At 63.1% G+C, this 18960-nt stretch carries 20 protein-coding genes and 1 tRNA gene; 11 read left to right on the top strand and 10 right to left on the bottom strand.

The genetic code is table 11. The features are described 5' to 3' along the window. Positions 1-51: 51 nt before the first annotated feature. Positions 52-336, bottom strand: a complete 285-nt coding sequence (locus FD715_RS05790) for a hypothetical protein (RefSeq protein WP_147106510.1) — start codon at positions 334-336, stop codon at positions 52-54. Positions 337-441: 105 nt separating this feature from the next. Between FD715_RS05790 and FD715_RS05785 the strand changes: the two genes are divergently transcribed. Next, positions 442-1026 (top strand): TetR/AcrR family transcriptional regulator, encoded by a 585-nt coding sequence (locus FD715_RS05785; RefSeq protein WP_147106507.1) that lies wholly within the window; start codon positions 442-444, stop codon positions 1024-1026. Between the two features lie 706 nt (positions 1027-1732). Here FD715_RS05785 and FD715_RS05780 read toward each other — a convergent pair. Together FD715_RS05780 and FD715_RS05775 are read right to left on the bottom strand one after the other, a co-directional pair. Further along, positions 1733-2506 carry a hypothetical protein gene (locus tag FD715_RS05780; protein WP_147106505.1) on the bottom strand — a complete coding sequence of 258 codons (774 nt, stop codon included), beginning with the start codon at positions 2504-2506 and terminating at the stop codon, positions 1733-1735. Further along, positions 2503-3792, bottom strand: coding sequence for a hypothetical protein (locus tag FD715_RS05775; protein ID WP_223274745.1), 1290 nt, complete (start codon positions 3790-3792; stop codon positions 2503-2505). Before FD715_RS05775 ends, FD715_RS05780 begins: the two co-directional genes overlap by 4 nt. A gap of 108 nt (positions 3793-3900) precedes the next feature. Here FD715_RS05775 and FD715_RS05770 point away from each other — a divergent pair, with 108 nt between their 5' ends. Then, on the top strand, positions 3901-4359 hold the full coding sequence (locus tag FD715_RS05770) for an MmcB family DNA repair protein (protein ID WP_147106502.1): 459 nt from the start codon (positions 3901-3903) through the stop codon (positions 4357-4359). A gap of 121 nt (positions 4360-4480) precedes the next feature. On the opposite strand, the gene FD715_RS05765 is transcribed toward FD715_RS05770, so the two are convergent. Beyond that, positions 4481-4669, bottom strand: coding sequence for a DUF6324 family protein (locus tag FD715_RS05765; protein ID WP_147106499.1), 189 nt, complete (start codon positions 4667-4669; stop codon positions 4481-4483). A gap of 81 nt (positions 4670-4750) precedes the next feature. On the opposite strand from FD715_RS05765, the gene FD715_RS05760 reads away from it, so the two are divergent. The 3 genes from FD715_RS05760 to FD715_RS05750 all read left to right on the top strand — a co-directional run bounded on the left by FD715_RS05760 (position 4751) and on the right by FD715_RS05750 (position 5791). Further along, positions 4751-5233, top strand: coding sequence for a GNAT family N-acetyltransferase (locus tag FD715_RS05760; protein ID WP_147106496.1), 483 nt, complete (start codon positions 4751-4753; stop codon positions 5231-5233). A gap of 43 nt (positions 5234-5276) precedes the next feature. Next, positions 5277-5353: transfer RNA gene (locus FD715_RS05755), tRNA-His, on the top strand. Positions 5354-5482: 129 nt separating this feature from the next. Next, complete coding sequence (locus FD715_RS05750; RefSeq protein ID WP_147106493.1) at positions 5483-5791, top strand: hypothetical protein; 309 nt, start codon at positions 5483-5485, stop codon at positions 5789-5791. A 53-nt stretch (positions 5792-5844) separates the two neighbouring features. On the opposite strand, the gene FD715_RS05745 is transcribed toward FD715_RS05750, so the two are convergent. Further along, entirely contained in the window at positions 5845-6135 is a 291-nt protein-coding gene (locus tag FD715_RS05745; protein WP_147106761.1) for a DUF6476 family protein, read from the bottom strand. Here FD715_RS05745 and FD715_RS05740 point away from each other — a divergent pair. The 4 genes from FD715_RS05740 to FD715_RS05725 all read left to right on the top strand — a co-directional run bounded on the left by FD715_RS05740 (position 6134) and on the right by FD715_RS05725 (position 10801). Beyond that, entirely contained in the window at positions 6134-7159 is a 1026-nt protein-coding gene (locus tag FD715_RS05740) for an RluA family pseudouridine synthase (protein WP_147106490.1), read from the top strand. The two genes, FD715_RS05745 and FD715_RS05740, sit on opposite strands and share 2 nt — an antisense overlap. Before the next feature lie 208 nt (positions 7160-7367). Next, positions 7368-8264 carry an RNA polymerase sigma factor RpoH gene (gene rpoH, locus FD715_RS05735; RefSeq protein WP_147106488.1) on the top strand — a complete coding sequence of 299 codons (897 nt, stop codon included), beginning with the start codon at positions 7368-7370 and terminating at the stop codon, positions 8262-8264. 147 nt (positions 8265-8411) lie between these two features. Beyond that, complete coding sequence (locus FD715_RS05730; RefSeq protein WP_147106485.1) at positions 8412-8726, top strand: hypothetical protein; 315 nt, start codon at positions 8412-8414, stop codon at positions 8724-8726. After that, on the top strand, positions 8726-10801 hold the full coding sequence (locus FD715_RS05725) for an SUMF1/EgtB/PvdO family nonheme iron enzyme (protein WP_147106482.1): 2076 nt from the start codon (positions 8726-8728) through the stop codon (positions 10799-10801). The genes FD715_RS05730 and FD715_RS05725 overlap by 1 nt, the downstream gene beginning before the upstream one ends. Here the strand turns inward: FD715_RS05725 and FD715_RS05720 are convergent, their stop codons facing one another. Then, positions 10802-11977 (bottom strand): dipeptidase, encoded by a 1176-nt coding sequence (locus tag FD715_RS05720; RefSeq protein ID WP_147106480.1) that lies wholly within the window; start codon positions 11975-11977, stop codon positions 10802-10804. A 134-nt stretch (positions 11978-12111) separates the two neighbouring features. On the opposite strand from FD715_RS05720, the gene FD715_RS05715 reads away from it, so the two are divergent. Then, positions 12112-13113: a Gfo/Idh/MocA family protein gene (locus FD715_RS05715; RefSeq protein ID WP_147106477.1), complete on the top strand. Its 1002-nt coding sequence runs from the start codon at positions 12112-12114 to the stop codon at positions 13111-13113. 45 nt (positions 13114-13158) lie between these two features. Next, positions 13159-13428 (top strand): DksA/TraR family C4-type zinc finger protein, encoded by a 270-nt coding sequence (locus tag FD715_RS05710; RefSeq protein WP_147106758.1) that lies wholly within the window; start codon positions 13159-13161, stop codon positions 13426-13428. A 108-nt stretch (positions 13429-13536) separates the two neighbouring features. Here the strand turns inward: FD715_RS05710 and FD715_RS05705 are convergent, their stop codons facing one another. From FD715_RS05705 to FD715_RS05690, 4 genes are all read right to left on the bottom strand, one after another. Then, entirely contained in the window at positions 13537-15357 is a 1821-nt protein-coding gene (locus FD715_RS05705; RefSeq protein ID WP_147106474.1) for a M3 family oligoendopeptidase, read from the bottom strand. 142 nt (positions 15358-15499) lie between these two features. Beyond that, the gene (locus FD715_RS05700; RefSeq protein WP_147106472.1) at positions 15500-16357 is read right to left on the bottom strand and encodes an amidohydrolase; all 858 of its coding nucleotides are present in this window, start codon (positions 16355-16357) and stop codon (positions 15500-15502) included. Next, positions 16350-17942 (bottom strand): ATP-dependent DNA ligase, encoded by a 1593-nt coding sequence (locus FD715_RS05695; RefSeq protein ID WP_147106469.1) that lies wholly within the window; start codon positions 17940-17942, stop codon positions 16350-16352. The genes FD715_RS05700 and FD715_RS05695 overlap by 8 nt, the downstream gene beginning before the upstream one ends. Continuing rightward, positions 17939-18940 (bottom strand): ligase-associated DNA damage response exonuclease, encoded by a 1002-nt coding sequence (locus tag FD715_RS05690; RefSeq protein WP_147106466.1) that lies wholly within the window; start codon positions 18938-18940, stop codon positions 17939-17941. The genes FD715_RS05695 and FD715_RS05690 overlap by 4 nt, the downstream gene beginning before the upstream one ends. Positions 18941-18960 lie beyond the last annotated feature (20 nt).

The raw sequence follows: 18960 nt of genomic DNA, 5'->3' as shown, positions 1-18960 counted from the left end.
ATTGGGCGTCGCGGGCGATGTAACGGGTTCATAAGCGGGGCGCAATTGCCGTTAGCGCATGCGGTTCTGCATGCGGGCCCGGGTGGCCGGGTCAACGACCGGACGTCGCTGCAAGGCGCTGGCGCGCGCCCTGAGGTCTGCGATGCGCGTTTCAAGGTTTTCTGTGGTCGCGACCGGGTCGCCAACAATCGGTTGCGCGCCCGCAATCAGTGGCTCGAGCGGGACGAGGGCAGGGAAGTCGGATGCTGCGACATCAGGCGATACCGCGTCGTCGAGGTCCGGAAACTGAGTGCAGGCCGCAAGGGTCAGGCAGAAAAAAGCGGCAGGTGCGCGCATTGTGAAAGCGTTCCGTCAATCATGTGTTGCCCTTGTGATGCACCATGACCCGGAATGGCGCAAGCATCGCTTGGGTTTGAACGCCCGTTCAGATAAATCCTGCCCATGGCGCGCACAACAGGTTCGCATTCCGACATCACTGGCCCGCGGATCCGAGACGCGGCGCTGCGGCTCTTTGCGCGGCATGGGTATGCTGCCGTTTCGATGCGCCAGATCGCGGGTGAGGTTGGGGTGCAGGCGGGGGCGCTTTACAACTACATCCCTGACAAGCAGAGCCTGCTGGCCGAATTGATGCGCGATCACATGGTGGAGTTGTTGGAGGCCGTGCCGGTGTCAGCGGCGGATGTGCCTCTCGCGCAGCTTGAGGCTTTTGTCCGGTTCCACATCGGTTTTCACCATGCGCGGCCCGATGCGGTGTTCATTGCTTACATGGAATTGCGCAACCTCGCGCCCGAGAACTTTGCGGAAATCGAAGATCTGCGTGGCCGGTATGAGGCTATCTTGGAACAGATCCTGCGTGACGGCGCCGAAGCGGGCGCTTTTGACGTGCCCGACCCCAAGATCGCGACGCTGGCTGTGATTGCGATGTTGACCGGTGTGACGACCTGGTTTCGCGCAGGGGGGCGTTTGAGTCTGCAAGACGTGCAGGATCAGTATTGGGACATGGTGCGCAAGTCCGTTTCGGCGTGACAGCGGTTCGGACGCTGTTTGGCTGCGCCAAATGCGCCCCGCCCGCCGTCCCGCCAGATGCGTGGGCTGGCGGGACGTTTCACTGCGTATCATGCCATCGCTCGATAGATCGAGAATGCTAATTTCTTGCCAGTTTTCTTCCGCTTCCAATAGCATATCCGCAGGACCGGAGGCTTTCGGGGAAAAGCTTAGCAGGACGTCAATGCTTCCGGTCACCTTCCCAAAGCGGCGGAGGCCCGCCTGCGCTGCAGCGCAATTGCCTCTGCGTAAAAGACCTGTGCACAAGAGCAGCACGGGATGTCGGGGTGAAGTGACGGGACCACCACAACCGTTTGGTTCTCTCATTCCCGAGGACCTGTATATACAGGTGGGTGTCAGGTAACCGGACCAGGGCCCGGACAGAGCCAACTCCCTCGGAATTGCTTAAGGCCACCGGAATGCAACCTATCACGAGAAGGGCAGAACCCGCCAAGCGCCTACATAGGGGTGGGGGCGGTGCGCGGCAAGGCTTGCGTTCGGTGCGGATGAGGGATCGGCCCTTCGGGGAGGATTTCTTGAAACAGGGAATTCGAACCGGTCCGCACCGCGGCAAACACGCCGGGGGAGTGTTTAAGGGTCGAGTTCAGGAAGCCCCGAGATCGGTCCGCGCCAGCGGCACATGCCGCCGGGGCAGATCAGCAGTCGCTTTGATCGCGCGCAGGAAACCCTAGTCCTGCGCCTCGATAAAACCGTAGCGTTCCAGCTCCTCGGGCAGCAGCACATAAATCTCGTCCGGCGGTGTGGACAGCGCGTGTTGCATGACGAGCGGGTCGATTCCCATTTCATCGAGATAGGTCATCACCTCGGCCTGGCCGCGCTGGATGTCTTCGACGGCGAAGGCGGCGGGCAGGAAGGTGTTTTGGCCGAAATAGTGCTGGTGGACGCCGACTGAGGCGTTGGGGGAGATGTCGCGCGTGGCGCCTGCGACCAGCAGGTAGGGGCAGGCGGAGTAGCAGAATTCGCCGCGAAGCATTTGCGTGCTGATCCCTTCGGCGCGGATGGTGCGCCCGAGCGCGAGGGCGTCCTGGACCGAGCCGCCGGGACTTTGCAGGATGAGCGTTTCCGGACGGGGGTCGGATTGGAGGATCATCGCGGCGAGGCGGTCGGCGTCGCCTGCGCTTATGCCCCCTTCGAGCCGGTAGGTGGTGCCGTCGGTTTGGGTCAGGACGAGGCGGTTGGGCAACTGGCCGGGATCGCGGGCCGGTTGCGTGACGGGGCGGTCGCGGTCGGGACGGAAGGTGCGGCGCTGGTCGCCGGGGCGCACCGGTTCGGTGAGGCGCGGGGCGTCGGGGCCGAAGGTGGGCAGGCGCAGCCCCTGCATGTCCCCGAGGATAAGGAGGCCGCCGATGCCGAGTTGGAACACCAGCACGCCCATCAGCACGCGGGCGACGGGGTTGCGTTGTTTGCCTCGTGGGGTCCCCGTGTCCGCCGTGTCGGTCATTCGGCGACCCGTTTTGGCGTCTCGGGGGCGTTGATCTGGCCGGGGGCGGTCATCGTGTCCTCGACATCGCGGAGGGCGGCCATGGCTGCGCGGAGTTCTGCGAGGGTCAGCGTGTCTTCGACTGCGGCCCCTTCGCGTCCGCCGCGGATGGCGGATTGGGTGATGGCGAGGATGAAGACGAGGACGGCAGGCAGCAGGTCGATGGCGATGGCCCCCGCCCAGGAGGGTACGAAGTTGCGGGCGTAGAGGATGACCGCGTCCGCCGAGGAGATGGGGGTGTAGGTGACGTCCGTGGTCGTGCTTTGCGCTTGGACATTTTGGGCGGCGCGTTCGAGCGTGTTGGCGCGTTGGGCGAGTACTTCGAGCACGGAGGTGATGGTGGCGGCCTGATCGGTGCGGCCCTGTTCGGTGGAGCCGTCGAGTTCGGGCAGGACGACGGAGGCGGCGAGGTCCTGGGCCGCGCGTTCCACGAGCGGGGCGACGGAGAGTTGCCGCAGTTGAGTGATGAGGCCCGCGAGGCGGACCGCTTGTTCGGAGAATTCGACGCTGCGCGCCTCAACCGGGCCGGGCTCGACCGTGAGGGCGCGCATGCGCGACAGGATTGCGTTGCCTTCGGTGAAGGCGGACTCAACGAGTGGGGTTTGGGCGCTGATTTGTCCTTCGAGGCCCGAGAGTTCTGCCGCTTTCTGGCGGAGGACGCGGAAGACGGCGCCGCGGCCGGCGAGGCCCGAGAGCGCGCCTGCGGCTTCCTGTTCGGAGAGGTCTTCGAAGGATTGGCGGACACGGGCGACGTCGCGTTCGAGAGATTGGCCGTTCAGCGCGACCTCGTGCGCGCGTTCGAGGCTGGTCTGGTAGTCCTGCACCGTTTTGGCGAGGTGCTGTTCGACCGCCGCCGAGCCTGCGAGAGCTGCGGCGTTGAGCCAGGAGGACATGGCGACGATGGCGAGCGAGCCTGCGCCCATGGCGACGATCAGGCCGATGCGTGCCTGGGCCGAGCGGACGGCGGGGAAGAGCCGCATCATGTAGGACCAGAAGACGAAGATGCCCACAGAGACCGCGACCGAGTAGGCGATGGCGGCGAAGACCGACATGGCGCCGTTTTCGTCGAGGAGGGAGGAGACCCCGAGATAGGTGTAGATGCCCGACGCCGTGGCCAGCACGCCGAGGGCGGTGCCGGAGAAGGTGTCGAGCCAGCCGAGATGTCCTTCGAGCTCACGCGCGTAGCGGACGCCGCGCGCCTGTGTCTGGCTCAGCCCAGTATTGTTGAGCCTTGTGTCATTGGTCATGTGTCGGCTCCCACCGCTGTCGGCCAAAGGTAGGGGCAGAGGGGCGGAACGCCAAGCCTTGTGGGTGCGGCTTGCTTTTGTTCAGGGTTTGTTCATACTCTGGATGCCATGGAAGTTGTCTCTGATCTCACCACGATGATGCCCGGTCAGGTGCTGGCGCGGGGCGTGTCGCGCCATCTGGCGTCGCTGGGCTGGGCCACGGTTGAGGAAATGGTGCCTGCGCGGGGTTTGCGCGTGGATGTGATGGCGCTGGGTCCGAAGGGCGAGGTCTGGGTCATCGAGTGCAAGTCGAGCCGGGCGGATTTCATGTCGGACCACAAGTGGGATGGCTATCTGGAGTGGTGTGACCGGTTTTTCTGGGCCGTGGACGGGGAGTTTCCTGTTGATTTGCTGCCGGAGGGCACGGGGTTGTTGATTGCCGATGCCTATGATGCCGAGATTATTCGCATGGCGCCCGAGGACAAGCTGGCCCCTGCGCGGCGCAAGGTGATGGTGCAGAAGTTTGCGACCCATGCGGCGCGGCGCTTGCAGGCGCTGCGTGATCCGGGGGCTGGGCTGGGATGGTAGCCCGGCCCGTCGAATGCGGCGCGGGAGTGGGCAATTCGGTGGCGGAGCGTCTTGGTCCAGCGCCCTGTCTGACGAACGCCTCTGACCCGGTACTACGTTTTCAGATCGGAATCGCGCAGACTCAGCGTTTCATCGCACTGGCGGCCTTTGCGGCAGCCTTGATCTCGTCGGCGATTTCATTCGCTTCTTCGGGGTCGAAGTCCATCGGGATCTCGACGCCTTTTGCCTCGACATAGATGCGCACCATCCCCACATCGGTCGGGCCGATCTGCAGATTGGCTGCGATGTCGCTTTCCTTGTTGATCCCCATGGTCATCTCCGGCGGATATGGAGGCTGCGTGCTAGACTGATCGGGATTGAAAGGCAAGCGATGGCGGATGATGCTGAGACTATGACGGAAGTAAGCTTACGCCCCTTTGTGGCGGCCGACACCGATTGGCTTGTGGCGCAGCACGGCGATCTTTATGCCCGCGAGGCAGGGTTCGACGACAGTTTTGGACCCTTGGTCCGGTCGATCCTCGAAGCGTTTAATGCGGGTCATGATCCATCCTGCGAGCGCGGGTGGATCGCGGAGGCAGGGGGCATGCGCCTCGGGTCGATCTTTTGCGTGCGCCATGATCCGGTCACGGCCAAGCTGCGCCTGTTTCTCCTGGTGCCAGAGGCGCGCGGCAAGGGAGTTGGCCGGATGCTGCTGGATCGGTGCATGCAATTTGCGCGAGATGCCGGCTATGAGGGCATGAGCTTGTGGACGCACGAGAGCCACGCGGCCGCCTGCGCGCTATACGCCCGGACCGGGTGGCAGATGGTGGCGTCGAAACCGGTCCATTCCTTTGGTCAGGATTTGGTGGAACAGACTTGGGTTTATCGCTTTTGACGGTCTTGCATTCGGTCTGCGGCATCGGTATCTGACGCATAGTGCCGCCGTAGCTCAGTTGGTTAGAGCGCCTGATTGTGGATCAGGAGGTCCCCCGTTCGAGCCGGGGCGGTGGTACCACCCTCTAAAATCCTTAGTTTTTCTTGCCCGGTTTTTCGAGAGGTTGGCACGCGATGGTGCAAAAAGTGTTGCGCCCACATACGGCCCGTTAACCTTTGGCCGTCATCCTTGATCGCATGAGACATTCACATGACAGGTGATATCCGCATTTATCTGGTCATGCTCGCGATTGGCGGGTCGATCATCTTGGGCGTGTCCCTTGTGCCGCCGCTCACGACCAGTGGTGTCGAAATTGCGCCAGGCGTCACCCAAGAGGAATTTGAAAAGGCCGTATCCCAGGAACTGGATTACTGTGAGGGGCTGGCGGATGACCTGGATTGCCAGTGCTACGCCGATGTGTCGGGCTACATCCGAGCAAACGAAAGCGTGTCGGTCCCGTTTACGCGATCAATCGACCAGACAACACTCGCCCGGCGCCAGGCTGCGGAAGACTGTTGAACCTGCGCTGGTGGGCTCGCCTGACTGCTTCGCGCCCGGGTCAACCGCAACCATTAGTCAATCGCGATGGTCTGGCGCAATGTGCCCGTCACTTGGTCAAAGATCAGGATCTCGTCCTCTGCGCTGACCACCGCGTACCAGTCGGACCCGATGGTAAAAGCTGTTGCTTCGGTTCCGTCGGGCAGCGTCACGCTGTCAGGGAGAGGCAGCGGGACAGGGTTTGCGTTCAGCCGGATGACAAGCAGACCCACCACCGTTACAACGCCTCCGATCATGATGATCGTCAACACGGTCACCAGCCGCCGCAGAAAGGCGAGGTTGGCCGGAAGCTCTGGGGTATCCATGTCGTCCACGCGCCTGTCCTTTGTCATTGCGGCCGATCCGCCTGCGCGCCTTGATAAGGCCATCGCCCGGGACGTGCCAGAGGGCGCGGCCCTGTCGCGGACGCGGCTGGCAAAGTTGATGGCGGACGGGGCTGTGGTGGTCGATGGTGCGGTTGCGTCGGACCCCAAGGCGAAGGTGACCGAGGGCGCGGTGGTCGAGGTGACGGTTGAGGCTGCTGAAGAAAGCCATATCGGGGCGGAGGATATCCCCCTCGAAGTGGTGTTCGAGGATGCCGATCTGATTGTCGTGAACAAGCCTGCGGGCATGGTCGTTCATCCGGCACCCGGCTCGCCCTCGGGCACGCTGGTCAATGCGCTGATGCATCATTGCGGTGATGATCTCTCGGGCGTCGGCGGCATGAAGCGGCCCGGTATTGTGCATCGGATCGACAAGGACACGAGCGGGCTGCTGGTTGTCGCCAAGAGTGACGCGGCGCATCATGGGCTGGCGGAGCAGTTCGCCAAGCACACCGTCGAGCGGTATTACCGCGCGCTGGTCTACGGTGTGCCTGACGGCAATGACCCGCGCCTGCGCGGGGTTCGGGGGGCGTCGTTCGAGCCGGGCAATGTACTCAAGCTGACCACGCAGCTTGCACGGCACAAAACCGACCGGCAAAGGCAGGCTGTGCTGTTTCAGGGCGGGCGGCATGCGGTGACGCGCGCGCGGCTGGTGGCGCGCTATGGCACACCACCGGTTCTGAGTCAGATCGAATGCTGGCTGGAGACGGGCCGTACCCACCAGATCAGAGTCCACATGGCCCATGCGGGGCATGGCCTCGTGGGCGATCCGACCTATGACGGCAAGCGCAAGCTGGCGCGCGGGACACTGAGCGAGGCAGCGTCAGAGGCGGTTGCGGGCTTCAGCCGACAGGCACTTCATGCGGCGGTTTTGGGTTTTGAACACCCGATTTCCGCGGAAATGTTACGGTTCGAGGCCCCTTTGCCCACCGATTTTGCCGATTTGTTGGCCATTTTGGCCGGATAGGTCGGAACAGATCGCAATTGTAACGCATTCTTTGCGCACCGCTGTAACGAACAGCACATGCGCGTGAAAGCACGGGCCTGCCCCTGCCGGTAACCGTCTTTGCGTGCCATATTCACAGTGCGACAACGCCTGCCTCTTGTATGCGGGTGTATGCCGTCCCATATGGGATGTTAAGCCCATAAACATGACTGGGCACAGGAGGGACATTATGGCCAATTACGCAAATCTTCCCGCACCCACACCTGAGGGCGGTCTGAACCGCTATATGCAGGAAATCCGGAAATTCCCGCTGCTGGAACCGGAAGAGGAATACATGCTGGCCAAGGCCTGGGTCGAAAAAGAGGACACAGGTGCCGCCCACAAGATGGTCACGAGCCACCTGCGCCTCGCGGCCAAGATTGCCATGGGCTATCGCGGCTATGGTTTGCCGCAGGCCGAGGTGATTTCGGAGGCCAATGTCGGCCTCATGCAGGCCGTCAAACGCTTTGACCCCGAAAAAGGGTTCCGTCTGGCCACCTACGCGATGTGGTGGATCCGGGCGTCGATCCAGGAATACATCCTGCGCTCGTGGTCGCTGGTCAAGCTGGGCACCACATCGGCGCAGAAGAAGTTGTTCTTCAACCTGCGCAAGGCTAAGGCCAAGATCGGCGCGCTGGAAGAGGGCGACTTGCGTCCCGAAAACGTCAAGCAGATCGCGACAGATCTGGGTGTGACCGAGGCCGAGGTGATCTCGATGAACCGTCGGTTGTCGGGCGGGGATGCGTCGCTGAACGCGACCGTCGGCTCCGAAACCGAAGGGGCGATGCAATGGCAGGACTGGCTGGAAGACGAAAGCGCCGACCAGGCGGGTGACTACGAGGCCCGCGACGAGTTGGAAGTGCGCCGCGAGATGCTGGCCGAAGCGCTGGACGTGCTCAACGACCGCGAAAAGGACATCCTGACCCAGCGCCGTCTGGCCGATGCGCCCGTCACGCTGGAGGACCTGTCGACTGAATACGGCGTCAGCCGCGAGCGTATCCGCCAGATCGAAGTGCGCGCCTTCGAAAAGCTGCAGAAGAAGATGCGCGAGATCGCACGGGCGAAGGGTTTGATGACCTCCGCCTGAGTGACCTGCCCATAGCAGTGAACACGCCCCGCCGCACCCGGCGGGGCGTTCGCGTTTTGCGCGCCCATTTCCGGCGCTTTGAGAATGGCGCAACTTGCGATAGGCTGCATTCATTGTTTGAACGCGTTGATCTAAGGGCGGGACGCCATGATTTTGAAGCGATGGAGTGTGATTGCCGTACTTGGCATCGTCGGGCTGGCTTTACTGGTTTACGTCCTGGGCTCGGACACCGCAGAGGTACTGAGCACTGGGCCGGTTGATCCAGGTGTTGTGCCGCAGGGGCCGGATGACAGCAGTGACCTCGTGACCGCCATCACCGCCGTGGCAGGGGCCGTGACCACCCTGGGTGCAGCGATCTTTGGATTGCTCGGCAAATGGACGGACTACCGCAAAGCGCAGCTTGAAGTTGCAGCCAAGGAGCTGGAGCTGGAGCAGAAGCGTCGGGCGGCCGAAGCCGAGTGATGTGGCGTCTGGTCCTTGGTCTGCTCGTGATCGCCGCGCCGCTCTGGGCAGACACAGGCGGCGGGCTGGACGAGGCGTATATCCGGCCCGACGACAGGTCCCTCACCCAGCGCCTGTTGGTTCGAGCAGGCTTTCGCGAACTGCAGAAAAGCTATGCGCTGATCGTCGGCATAAGCGATTTTGACGAATTCAACGATCTGCCCACCGCACAGGATCCGTTGCGCGTACGGGACTATCTGGTGGATGAGGCAGGCTTTGACCACGTCCACATCCTGACCGGCGACAAGGCGACCAAGGACAGGCTGGAAGAGTTGATGCTCGATGATTTCCGCCAGCTGGTCAGCCCCGATGACCGGTTCCTGTTCTACTGGTCGGGCCATGGCGAAACGCTCGGCCAGGGCGCCGGTGCGCGTGGGTTCCTGCCGGTGAAGTCCAGCCGCAAGGGCCGCTTTTCGACCATGGTGTCAATGGATGATATTGCCGATTGGGACAGCTATATCTCGGCCCGACAGGTGCTGTATCTGATGGACAGCTGCTTTTCCGGGTTGGTCGGATCAGCGCCGCAATCCGATCTGGCCGATATCACCCGCGCCCAGTTGGGCGGGCCCGCCCGCCACGTGATCACCGCAGGGCGCGCGGATGAGCAGACAATCGCGGTCGACCAGCTGGGCGGTTCGGTCTTTACCCATGCGCTGCTCAACGGGCTGCGCGGGGCCGCCGATGCCGCCAACGCGCTTGGCAAGGACAACCTTGTGTCCGTGGGCGAGTTGAAATCCTATCTGGGCCAAGAGGTGACGCGCCTGCGCCTGCGCTTTGGCTGGCAGCGCTCGATCACGCCGCAGATCCGCGATCTGACCGGGTCGGACGGGGCATTTTTCTTTCCCATCCCGGCGGCGTTCACGCCGACCGAGGAAGAGACGCCGGCTACTCCCACGTCGGGCCGCGTGGGCGAGGTGCAGCAGGCGCTGATCGACCTGGGCTATGATCCCGGCGACGTGACTGGTGTTCTGAACCTGCGCACGCAGGTGGCGTTGACCCTGTTCCAGCGCGATCAGGGGTTGGATGAGACGGGGCAGGACGATGACCTCACCTGGCGCGCGATCATCAGTGCCCTCGCCTCGCTTGTTCAGCCACAGGGCGACCGGGACGATCCTGAAGAGGACAGCCTGCCAGAAACCGTTGTCGCGCTTCAGCGCCGTGATCAGGCAGGACCACAGCCTGCGACCCCTCCTGCATCTCCACCGCCCGCACCCCGCATCCGGGCCTGCGACAACTGCCCCGAGCTGATCCGGGTGCCCGGCGGTACGATGGCCTATGGTCCACGCCCCGTAGACGATCCGATCCCTCCGATCACGGTGGAGGTCGCACCGTTCTTCATCGCAGAGACGGAGGTGACAATCGGCCAGTTCCGCGCCTACGCCGAGGATACGGGCGTCGCTTTTGTTGATGGCAAAACCTCCGAAGGGGCCAGTTGCTTTGCATGGCAGACGGGGGACAAGCTGCGCAAGACGGCGCGGGCGTTCAATCAGGGCAGCGATCTGAGTGACGACCACCCGGTCTCCTGCGTCAGCCGCACCGACGCGATGGGATATATCGAGTGGCTGAACGAGCAGACGGATGGGCCGGACTATCGCTTGCCCACCGAGGCCGAATTCGAGTTGCTGCTGGAGCGCAATCTCGTGCATCGCGTTCAGGCCGAAAGCAGTCATCTGGACCCGAGCGACGAAGTGGCAGTCGCCTGCATTCTCGGCAACTTTGGGGACGCAACATCTCAGTTCAGCTGGCGCTCTATGAGATGCTATGATGGCGATCCCGGTGTTGCAATCGTGGCCCGCTATCCCCCGGATGCCAACGGTGCGCATGACCTTGCCGGGAACCTCTGGGAATGGGTCGCTGATTGCTGGCGGGACAACCTGTCGCTGCCACGGCAACTGCAGGGCTGCGAAAGCGGCACGCTCAAGGGCGGGTCCTTCGATGATCCGGTCAAGAATACCACGCCTGAAACCCGTCAACCCGTGCCCGTGAACCGGCGCCAGACCAATATCGGGTTTCGCGTGGCGCGCGACATCGACTGATCAGTTCAGGCGCGCACGCAGCACCCGCACCATGTTGCCGCCCATCACCTTGGCAATCGTCGGCTCGTCCAGGCCCGCGACGAGCAGCGCGTGGGTCAGGGCCGACAGGTTCGACGTGTCAAAGGCGGTTGTGACCGAACCGTCGAAATCAGATCCCAACGACACGTGATCCGCACCGACCGTGTCGATGGCTTGCACGATCATGGCCGCGATGGCCTCGGGCGTTGCATCGCGGCAAAGCACGCTGCCCCAATAGCCCATCCCGATCACGCCGCCGGTCGAGGCGACCGCCCGCATCAGATCATCTTCGAAATTGCGGATCACAGGGCAGAAACCGTGCAGGCCCGTATGGCTGACAATCAGCGGCATGTCTGTCATCGCGATCACGTCGCGCGCCACCGCCGGACTGGAGTGGGCGAGGTCCAGCACCATGCCGCGTGAGGCAATCTCGGCCACGACGGCGCGTCCGAATTCGGTCAGACCCATATCGCGGGTGCCATGCAGCGACCCGCCCAGCTCATTGTCGAAAAAGTGGTGCAGGCCGATGATGCGGTGGCCTGCCTCTTCCAGCCGGTCGAGATTGGTCATGTCCCCTTCGAGCGCATGCGCGCCTTCGATTCCGAGGATGCCGCCGACCACCTGCGTGCCGCCCGCGCGTGCGGCCAGATGCGCGTCAAGCTCGGCCCGCGACGTGATTACGGTCAACCGGTCCGGGATGCGGGCGGCCACCCTGTGCAGCCGTTCGGCCTGGTAAATCGCGCGCTCGGCCAACGACCCCCAGGTGCGCGGCGGCCACATTTGGCCGATGGCCAGTGGCGTGATGTTGTCAAACGTGTCGGGGGAGTTGGCTTCGTAGTTTTGCCCGGCGGGCGACTTGGTCACGGCGGCAAAGACCTGCAGCGCAACGCCGCCCTCAATCAGGCGCGGCACGTCGACATGGCCGCGGTCGGCGCGCTTTTCGATACTGCGCTTCCACAGCAGGCTGTCGGCGTGCCAGTCGCCCACGACCAGTGTGTCGTGCAGCGATTGCGCCGCGTCCGAGACCGGGTAAGGATCGTGCGGCACCACCGCGTTGCGTCCCTGTTCCACATAGCCCGGCGCAAAAGTCAGAAAGGCCGCAAGGGCGGCCATTAGCGCAATGCAAAGCCCGATAAGGCCGCGTTTGATCCAGACCATGATGTTCTCCTGCCTGTTTCGGTCAGCATAGGCCGGGCACTGTTTCGCGGACCAGCCTGACGGAACGGCAACCGGCGGCTTGTACGCGGTCCGGCAGGCGATAAGGTGGGTGCTCGTATATCGGAGGGCTGCGCATGGTGGAAACAATCAGATGGGGCATTCTGGGCGCCAGTGCCTTTGCGCGCAGGGACATGGCGCCTGCCATTCACGCGGCCTGTGGGGCGGAACTGGTGGCGTTGGCGACGTCTTCGCGCGAGAAGGCGGGCGGGTTTCGTGCCTTCTGCCCGTCTCTGCAGCTCCACGACAGCTATGAGGCATTGTTGGCGGATCCGGAAATTGACGCGGTCTACATCCCGCTGCCCAACCACCTGCATGTGGAGTGGTCCCTGAAGGCGCTGGAGGCGGGCAAGCATGTGCTGTGCGAAAAGCCGATGGCGATGGCAGCGGGCGAATATGAGGCGCTGATTGCGGCGCGCGATGCGTCGGGCTGTTTTGCGACCGAAGCCTATATGATTGTCCATCACCCGCAATGGCAGCGGGCCAAGGCGCTCTATGAAGACGGCGCCATCGGGCGGCTGATCCACGTTGAGGGGCTGTTTGGGTATGACAACGCCGATGAGCCCGGCAATGTGCGCAACAAGCCCGAAACGGGCGGCGGGGGCATTCCCGACATCGGCGTCTATACCTACGGCTGCACCCGCTGGCTGACCGGCGAAGAGCCGGTGCAGATCACCCACGCGGATGTGGACTTCGAAAACGGAGTGGATGTACTGGCCCGCGTGTCGGCCCGGTTCCCGTCATTCTCGGCCCATTGGGTGAATTCGATGCGGATGCACCCGTGTCAGGAGATGACATTTGTTGGCTCGGACGGCGTCATCAAGCTAACCGCGCCGTTCAATCCTGCACGGTTTGCAACGGCGCGGCTGGAGGTGCAGCGCGACGTGCATGGTGGCGCCGGGGGCGCGTCGGTGACCGAGGAACGTTTCCCGGGCGTCGATCATTATGTGCTGCAGGTCGAGGCGTTTTGCGCCCATGTGCGAGACGGTGCACCGTACCCATGGCACTTGGAGGATGCACGGGGCACGCAGGCGGTGATTGATGCTGTCTTTGCCAAGGCGGCGGATACAGGTGGCTAATCGGCCTTTCGGGGAGGATTCTTGGGAATAGAGAAAGGCGGCATGATGGCGGGCGGATGGACCAAGGATGGGGCGGTGTCGGAACAGATCGAGGCGTCGATTTCGGATGAGCTTGCGCGGATGAAGGCGCGCCGGTCGCCAGTGGGTGAAAGCCTGAGCCATTGTGCGGAATGCGAAGAGCCCATCCCCGAGGCGCGGCGCAAGGCCATTCCGGGCGTGAAGCTGTGCGTGGACTGCGTGGCCGAGCGGGATGCTGCGTTCAAGGCGCGGGGCGGGATCAATCGGCGCGGCTCGAAGGACAGTCAATTGAAGTGAGGGGCGGGTTCAGACGCTCTGGGTTGGGACGTGACGTATGCCGCGCGATCAAAAGGGCAGGCCCCGCAACAGCGGGGCCTTTGTGTCTACTGAAACAGGAAGACCTGACTAGTCCTCCATCGCTTCCAGATCGTCGATAAAGCCCGAGATCATGCTGAGCCCCTTGTCCCAGAACTTGGGGTCGGAGGCGTCGAGGCCGAAGGGGGCCAGCAGTTCCTTGTGGTGTTTGGAGCCGCCTGCTTTGAGCATGTCGAAATACTTGTCCTCGAAGCCCGTGGCACCTTCTTCGTAGACCGAATAGAGCGCGTTCACGAGACCGTCGCCGAAGGCGTAGGCGTAGACGTAAAAGGGCGAGTGGACGAAGTGGGGGATGTAGGCCCAGAACGTCTCGTACCCGTCCATGAATTCGAAGGCGGGGCCGAGGCTTTCGCCCTGTACGCTCATCCAGATGGCGTTGATGTCTTCGGGGGTTAACTCGCCGCCGCGCCGCGCCTCGTGCAGTTTGCATTCGAAGTCGTAGAAGGCGATCTGGCGCACGACGGTGTTGATCATATCCTCGACCTTGCCCGCGAGCATGACCTTGCGCTGGGCGTCGTCCTTGGCCCCGTCGAGCATTTTGCGGAAGGTGAGCATTTCGCCGAAGACGGAGGCCGTTTCGGCCAGTGTCAGCGGGGTGGAGGACAGCATTTCGCCTTGCCCTGCGGCGAGGACCTGGTGGACGCCGTGGCCAAGCTCGTGGGCCAGCGTCATCACATCGCGCGGTTTACCGAGGTAGTTGAGCATCACGTAGGGGTGCACGTCCGTAACCGTGGGGTGGGCGAAAGCGCCGGGGGCCTTGCCCGGTTTCACGCCCGCATCGATCCAGCCCTTGGTAAAGAACGGGTGTGCCAGCTCGCCCATGCGCGGATCGAAGGCGTTGTAAGCATCCATGACGGTCTTCTGGGCTTCGTCCCAGTTGACGATACGCGGGTCTTCCATGGGCAGTGGCGCGTTGCGGTCCCAGACCTGCATTTTCTCAAGCCCCAGCCATTTGCGTTTGAGTTCGTAATAGCGGTGGCTGAGCTTGGGATAGGCGGCGACAACGGCGTTGCGCAGGGCCTCGACCACTTCGGGTTCGACCTGGTTGCTGAGGTGCCGCCCGGTCTGGGCCGTGGGCATGCCGCGCCAGCGGTCGAGGATTTCCTTTTCCTTGGCTTGCGTGTTGTGGACGCGGGCAAAGGTCTTGATATTGCCTGAAAATACTTCGGCCAACTCGCGCGCAGCAGTTTCGCGTTTCTTGCGGTCGGGATCGGTGAGGAAGTTCAGCGTGCCTTCGATATTGAGCGCTTCGCCGTCGATGTCAAAGGTGAGCCCGGCGATGGTTTCGTCAAAGAGCCGTTCCCATGCGTCGCCGACGACGCCGAGGTCGTGGAGGAATCTTTCCAGCTCGTCGGAAAGTTGGTAGGGCTTCATCGCCCGGATCTTGTCAAAGACGGGTTTGTAGCGGGCGAGCTCTTCGCTGGCGCTCATCGCGGCGTCGAGGTGGTCGTCTTCGAGGCGGTTGAGTTCGAGGGTGAAGAAGACCAGCGGTGTGGTGAAGTTGGTGATTTTCTCCTGGCAGTCGGACATGAACTTGGCCCGGTCTGCGTCGGTGGTCAGTTGGTAGTAGCGCAGGCCGGCGTAGGACATGATCCGTCCTGCGACCTGGTTGATGCGTTCCTGGCGCTGGATGCAGTCGAGGAGGCCCTTGGCGTCGAGCGTATCTAGTTTGCCTTCGTAGTCGCTTGCAAAGCTCTTGCACGCCTCTTCCAGCCAGTCGAGGTCGCGTTTGAGTTCGGCAGCATCTTCGCCGGTGTAGAGGTCATCGAGGTTCCATTCGGGCAGGTCGCCCAAGGGCTGATCCCCGGTGCTGGCATTGGCGTCGCGGACGGGGAAGGGGAGTTGGAACATGTGTGAGCACCTTTGATGACGTGTTGCGCCCATAGGTATGGGGGCGCGTGCGTATGGGCAAGGGTTTCGCCGCGCGTGTGCGCGGCGACCGGCTGGGGCTCTGCCCCAGACCCCGCGGTTTATCTGGCGAAATGAAGATGGATCAGGGTGTGAAGAGGCGGGTTGGTGTGTCGACGAAGATTTTTTGGCGTTCTTTTTCTGTGGTGATGGATGACAGGCGGTCGGCCAGCGTGGCGGCTTGGGGCATTTGTGCGCCGTTCAGCATGATGTGCGGCCAGTCGGAGCCCCAGAGGCAGGCGTCGGGGTTGGCGTCGATCAGGCGGCGCATGAGGGGGTGGGTTTCCGTGATGTTGTCGGTGAGCCGGTAGGGGGCGGAGAGTTTGATGTAGGCGTGCCCTTCGGCCAGCAGGGCGCAGAGGGTGTCTATGGCGGGTGTATTAACGTCGAGTTTGGTGGGCCAGCCGCAGTGGTCGATGACCAGCGGGACGGGCAGGGCGCGGATGTCGTCTGCCAGTTCTTCGATGTGTTTGTCGGCATGCAGGAGCATCTGGATGTGCATGCCCTGGTCGGCGAGTGCGGGGGCCATGGCCTTGGCGCCGTCCCATGTCAGTACGCCGCCGTGGACATAGTTGAGGCGGATCGCGACGATGTTTTGTTGTGCGAGCTTCCGCACTTCGGCCGCCGAGGAGCCATCGGCGAGGAGGCCCACGCCCTTGAACCCCTTGCCCATGGCATGGACGGCCTCCAGCGTGACGGTGTTATCGGTGCCGTAGAGGATCGAGTGGACGATCAGGCTGTGGGTGCAGCCGAGCGCGTCAAGGTGCGCACGGTAGCGGGCGAGCCAGTCTTCGAAGTCGATGCCGTTGGGTGGGTTCTGCGCGCGGGTGGACGACAGCGGGTGCTCGGGGCCGCCCAGCAGGTGGACATGGGCGTCCCATGCGCCTGCGGGCAGTTTGGTGTTCGGTGTTTTCGGCGCGGGGGGCGGTGGGGCGCTATCCATAAATGCTCAGCATCTCGTTCAGGTCGTCGAGGCTGTTGGCCTCGGTCACGGGTTTGTCGTGCCGCCACCGTGACATGCGCGGAAAGCGGAGCGCCACCCCCGATTTGTGCCGTGTGGACGCCTGGATGCCTTCGAAGGCGATTTCGAACACGTGATGCGGTGTGACCTGCCGCACGGGGCCGAAGCGTTGCTGGGTGTTCTTTTTGACCCAGGCGGTGATCTTGCGGAATTCTTCGTCGGTGAGGCCGGAATAGGCCTTGGTGAATGGCACCAATTCGTTGCCTTTCCAGACGGCGAAGGTGAAGTCGGTGAAGAGGTTGGCGCGCCGTCCGTGGCCGGATTGGGCGTAGATCATCACCGCGTCGATGGTGAGCGGGTCGAGTTTCCACTTCCACCAGTCGCCTTTTTTGCGGCCTGTTAGGTAGGGGCTATCCTTGCGCTTCAGCATCAGCCCTTCGGCTTGGGCGTCGCGAGAGGTGCTGCGGGTGTCACCCAGTGCTTCCCATGTGTCGAAGGCCACCGTTGGCGACAGTTTGACAGGGGCGTCGTTGGGTAGGTTTTGACAGAAGTTTTCGAGGGTTGCGCGGCGCTCCTGCAGCGGTTTCTGGCGCATGTCGGCGCCCTCCCATTCGAGGAGGTCGTAGGCGTAAAGGATCACAGGCGCCTCAGTCAGCAGCTTCTTAGGCACCGTCTTGCGCCCGATCCGCTTTTGCAGGGCGTTGAAGTTTTGGGGGGCGTTGTCGCCCCAGGCCAGCAGCTCGCCGTCGAGCACCGTCCCGTCAGGGATGAAGTCGCGTGCGCGGGCCAGTTCGGGGAAGCGGTCGGTCATCAACTCCTCGCCGCGGGACCAGACGAAATGTTCGCCGCCGCGCAGGATCAACTGCCCTCGGATGCCGTCCCATTTCCAGTCGGCCTGCCAGTCGCCTGGGTCGCCGAGGTCCTCGGGGGCGTCTTCCAAAGCATAGGCGAGGTAGAACGGATACGGGCGCGAGGCGTTGGCGGCGGGGTCATCTTCTTCGATCAGTTGCGCCCAGGTGGTTGTGGCTGGGTCCCAGTCGCCCATGAGGCGGTGCGCCATCTCGGCCTCATCCTTGCCTGTGGCGCGGGCCAGCGCGCGGGTCATCAGTTTTTGACTGACGCCGATGCGGAAGCCGCCGGTGAGCAGCTTGTTGAAGAGGAAACGTTGGGTGGGGTCTAGGGACGCCCATGCGTTGAGGACAAAAGCCTTGCGTTCGGGCTCCTCTACTTGAGACAAGTCGCGCAAGGCATTGATCCAATGCGTCAAACCGTGATCTGTTTCCGTGCCTGGCGGTGGCAGGACCAAAGCGATTGTTTCGGCCAGATCACCGACTATGGGGTAGGCTTCCTCGAACAGCCAGCGCGGGATGCCCGCCAACTCCGCCCCCCATTCTCGCAGGCGGGTTGTGTTCACCGCGCGCTTGGGGCGGCGGCCCGAGAAAATGGCGATAGTCCAGATGCGGTCTTCTTCCGGGGCCTGTTGGAAGTAGTCGGTAAGGGCTGCGACCTTGACCGTTGTCTTGGTGGATTGGTCGATGGCGTTGAAGAGCGCAGCGAAGCGTTTCATGCGGCTTCATCCTCGGCATCTTCGCCGCCGAATTCGGTTTGCAGGACTTGCGCGTTCCAGCCTTGGTCATTCAGGTAGCGGGTGAAGATTTCGGTGTAACCGTGTGTGACATATATGTTTTCGGCTTTTGTTTCCTTGATCGCAGACAGCAGGCCCGACCAGTCCGCGTGGTCGGAGATGACAAAGCCGCGGTCGCCTGCGCGCCGCCGCCGGATACCGCGCAGGGCCATCCAGCCGGAGGCGAAGGCGTTTTCCTGCGCGCCGAACCTGCGCGCCCAGGCCGAGCCAAGTGCCGAGGGTGGTGCCAGCACGAGGCCACCGGGATGCGCCTTGTGGTCGAACTCCGCCCCGGCTTGGACCGTATCGGGCAGCGCGATGCCCTGCGCCCGCATCACGGCGTTGGTGTTCTCAATGGCCGTGTGGGTCAGGATCGGGCCGATCTCGGGGTTCAGCATCGACATGAGCCGTTGCGCTTTGCCGAGCGCGTAGCAGCCGAGAAAGGCAGTCTTGCCCGCCGCTTTGCACCCCGCCCACCAGTCGTTGATCTGATCTGCGATCACCGACTGGTCCTGCCAGCGGAACACGGGCAAGCCAAAGGTGCTTTCGGTGATGAAATGGTGGCATTTGACCGGCTCGAAAGGCGTCGATAGCCCGTCATCGACCACCTTGTAGTCACCGGATGCGACCCAGACTTCGCCCGCGACTTCGACCCTGATCTGGGCGGAGCCGGGTACGTGGCCTGCGGGATGAAAGGATACAGTGGCGGCGCCAATGCTGAGCGTCTCGCCATAGCCCACGGTGTCGATGGACACATCGCCGAGCCGGTGGCGCATCACCGGCGCCGCGACATCCGTCGCCAGATACGATCCCATCCCCCAGCGCGCATGATCCGCATGGCCGTGCGTGATCAGGGCCCGGTCCACCGGCTTCCACGGGTCGATGTAGAAATCGCCAGCCGGGCAATAGATCCCTGCTGGGGTGAAGGTCAGCGCGCTCATGGACGCAAACCTAGCATGTC

The organism is Tateyamaria sp. syn59 (assembly GCF_007995245.1).
GTDB lineage: Bacteria > Pseudomonadota > Alphaproteobacteria > Rhodobacterales > Rhodobacteraceae > Tateyamaria.
Note: the sequence above shows the minus strand (reverse complement) of the source record. Positions and strands in the feature narration are given on the sequence as shown.

Coding starts and splice junctions, on each gene's coding strand:
- FD715_RS05790 (WP_147106510.1), bottom strand. CDS start 336: ATGCGCGCACCTGCCGCTTTTTTCTGCCTGACCCTTGCGGCCTGCACT.
- FD715_RS05785 (WP_147106507.1), top strand. CDS start 442: ATGGCGCGCACAACAGGTTCGCATTCCGACATCACTGGCCCGCGGATC.
- FD715_RS05780 (WP_147106505.1), bottom strand. CDS start 2,506: ATGACCGACACGGCGGACACGGGGACCCCACGAGGCAAACAACGCAAC.
- FD715_RS05775 (WP_223274745.1), bottom strand. CDS start 3,792: ATGACCAATGACACAAGGCTCAACAATACTGGGCTGAGCCAGACACAG.
- FD715_RS05770 (WP_147106502.1), top strand. CDS start 3,901: ATGGAAGTTGTCTCTGATCTCACCACGATGATGCCCGGTCAGGTGCTG.
- FD715_RS05765 (WP_147106499.1), bottom strand. CDS start 4,669: ATGGGGATCAACAAGGAAAGCGACATCGCAGCCAATCTGCAGATCGGC.
- FD715_RS05760 (WP_147106496.1), top strand. CDS start 4,751: ATGACGGAAGTAAGCTTACGCCCCTTTGTGGCGGCCGACACCGATTGG.
- FD715_RS05750 (WP_147106493.1), top strand. CDS start 5,483: ATGACAGGTGATATCCGCATTTATCTGGTCATGCTCGCGATTGGCGGG.
- FD715_RS05740 (WP_147106490.1), top strand. CDS start 6,134: ATGTCGTCCACGCGCCTGTCCTTTGTCATTGCGGCCGATCCGCCTGCG.
- FD715_RS05745 (WP_147106761.1), bottom strand. CDS start 6,135: ATGGATACCCCAGAGCTTCCGGCCAACCTCGCCTTTCTGCGGCGGCTG.
- rpoH (WP_147106488.1), top strand. CDS start 7,368: ATGGCCAATTACGCAAATCTTCCCGCACCCACACCTGAGGGCGGTCTG.
- FD715_RS05730 (WP_147106485.1), top strand. CDS start 8,412: ATGATTTTGAAGCGATGGAGTGTGATTGCCGTACTTGGCATCGTCGGG.
- FD715_RS05725 (WP_147106482.1), top strand. CDS start 8,726: ATGTGGCGTCTGGTCCTTGGTCTGCTCGTGATCGCCGCGCCGCTCTGG.
- FD715_RS05720 (WP_147106480.1), bottom strand. CDS start 11,977: ATGGTCTGGATCAAACGCGGCCTTATCGGGCTTTGCATTGCGCTAATG.
- FD715_RS05715 (WP_147106477.1), top strand. CDS start 12,112: ATGGTGGAAACAATCAGATGGGGCATTCTGGGCGCCAGTGCCTTTGCG.
- FD715_RS05710 (WP_147106758.1), top strand. CDS start 13,159: ATGGCGGGCGGATGGACCAAGGATGGGGCGGTGTCGGAACAGATCGAG.
- FD715_RS05705 (WP_147106474.1), bottom strand. CDS start 15,357: ATGTTCCAACTCCCCTTCCCCGTCCGCGACGCCAATGCCAGCACCGGG.
- FD715_RS05700 (WP_147106472.1), bottom strand. CDS start 16,357: ATGGATAGCGCCCCACCGCCCCCCGCGCCGAAAACACCGAACACCAAA.
- FD715_RS05695 (WP_147106469.1), bottom strand. CDS start 17,942: ATGAAACGCTTCGCTGCGCTCTTCAACGCCATCGACCAATCCACCAAG.
- FD715_RS05690 (WP_147106466.1), bottom strand. CDS start 18,940: ATGAGCGCGCTGACCTTCACCCCAGCAGGGATCTATTGCCCGGCTGGC.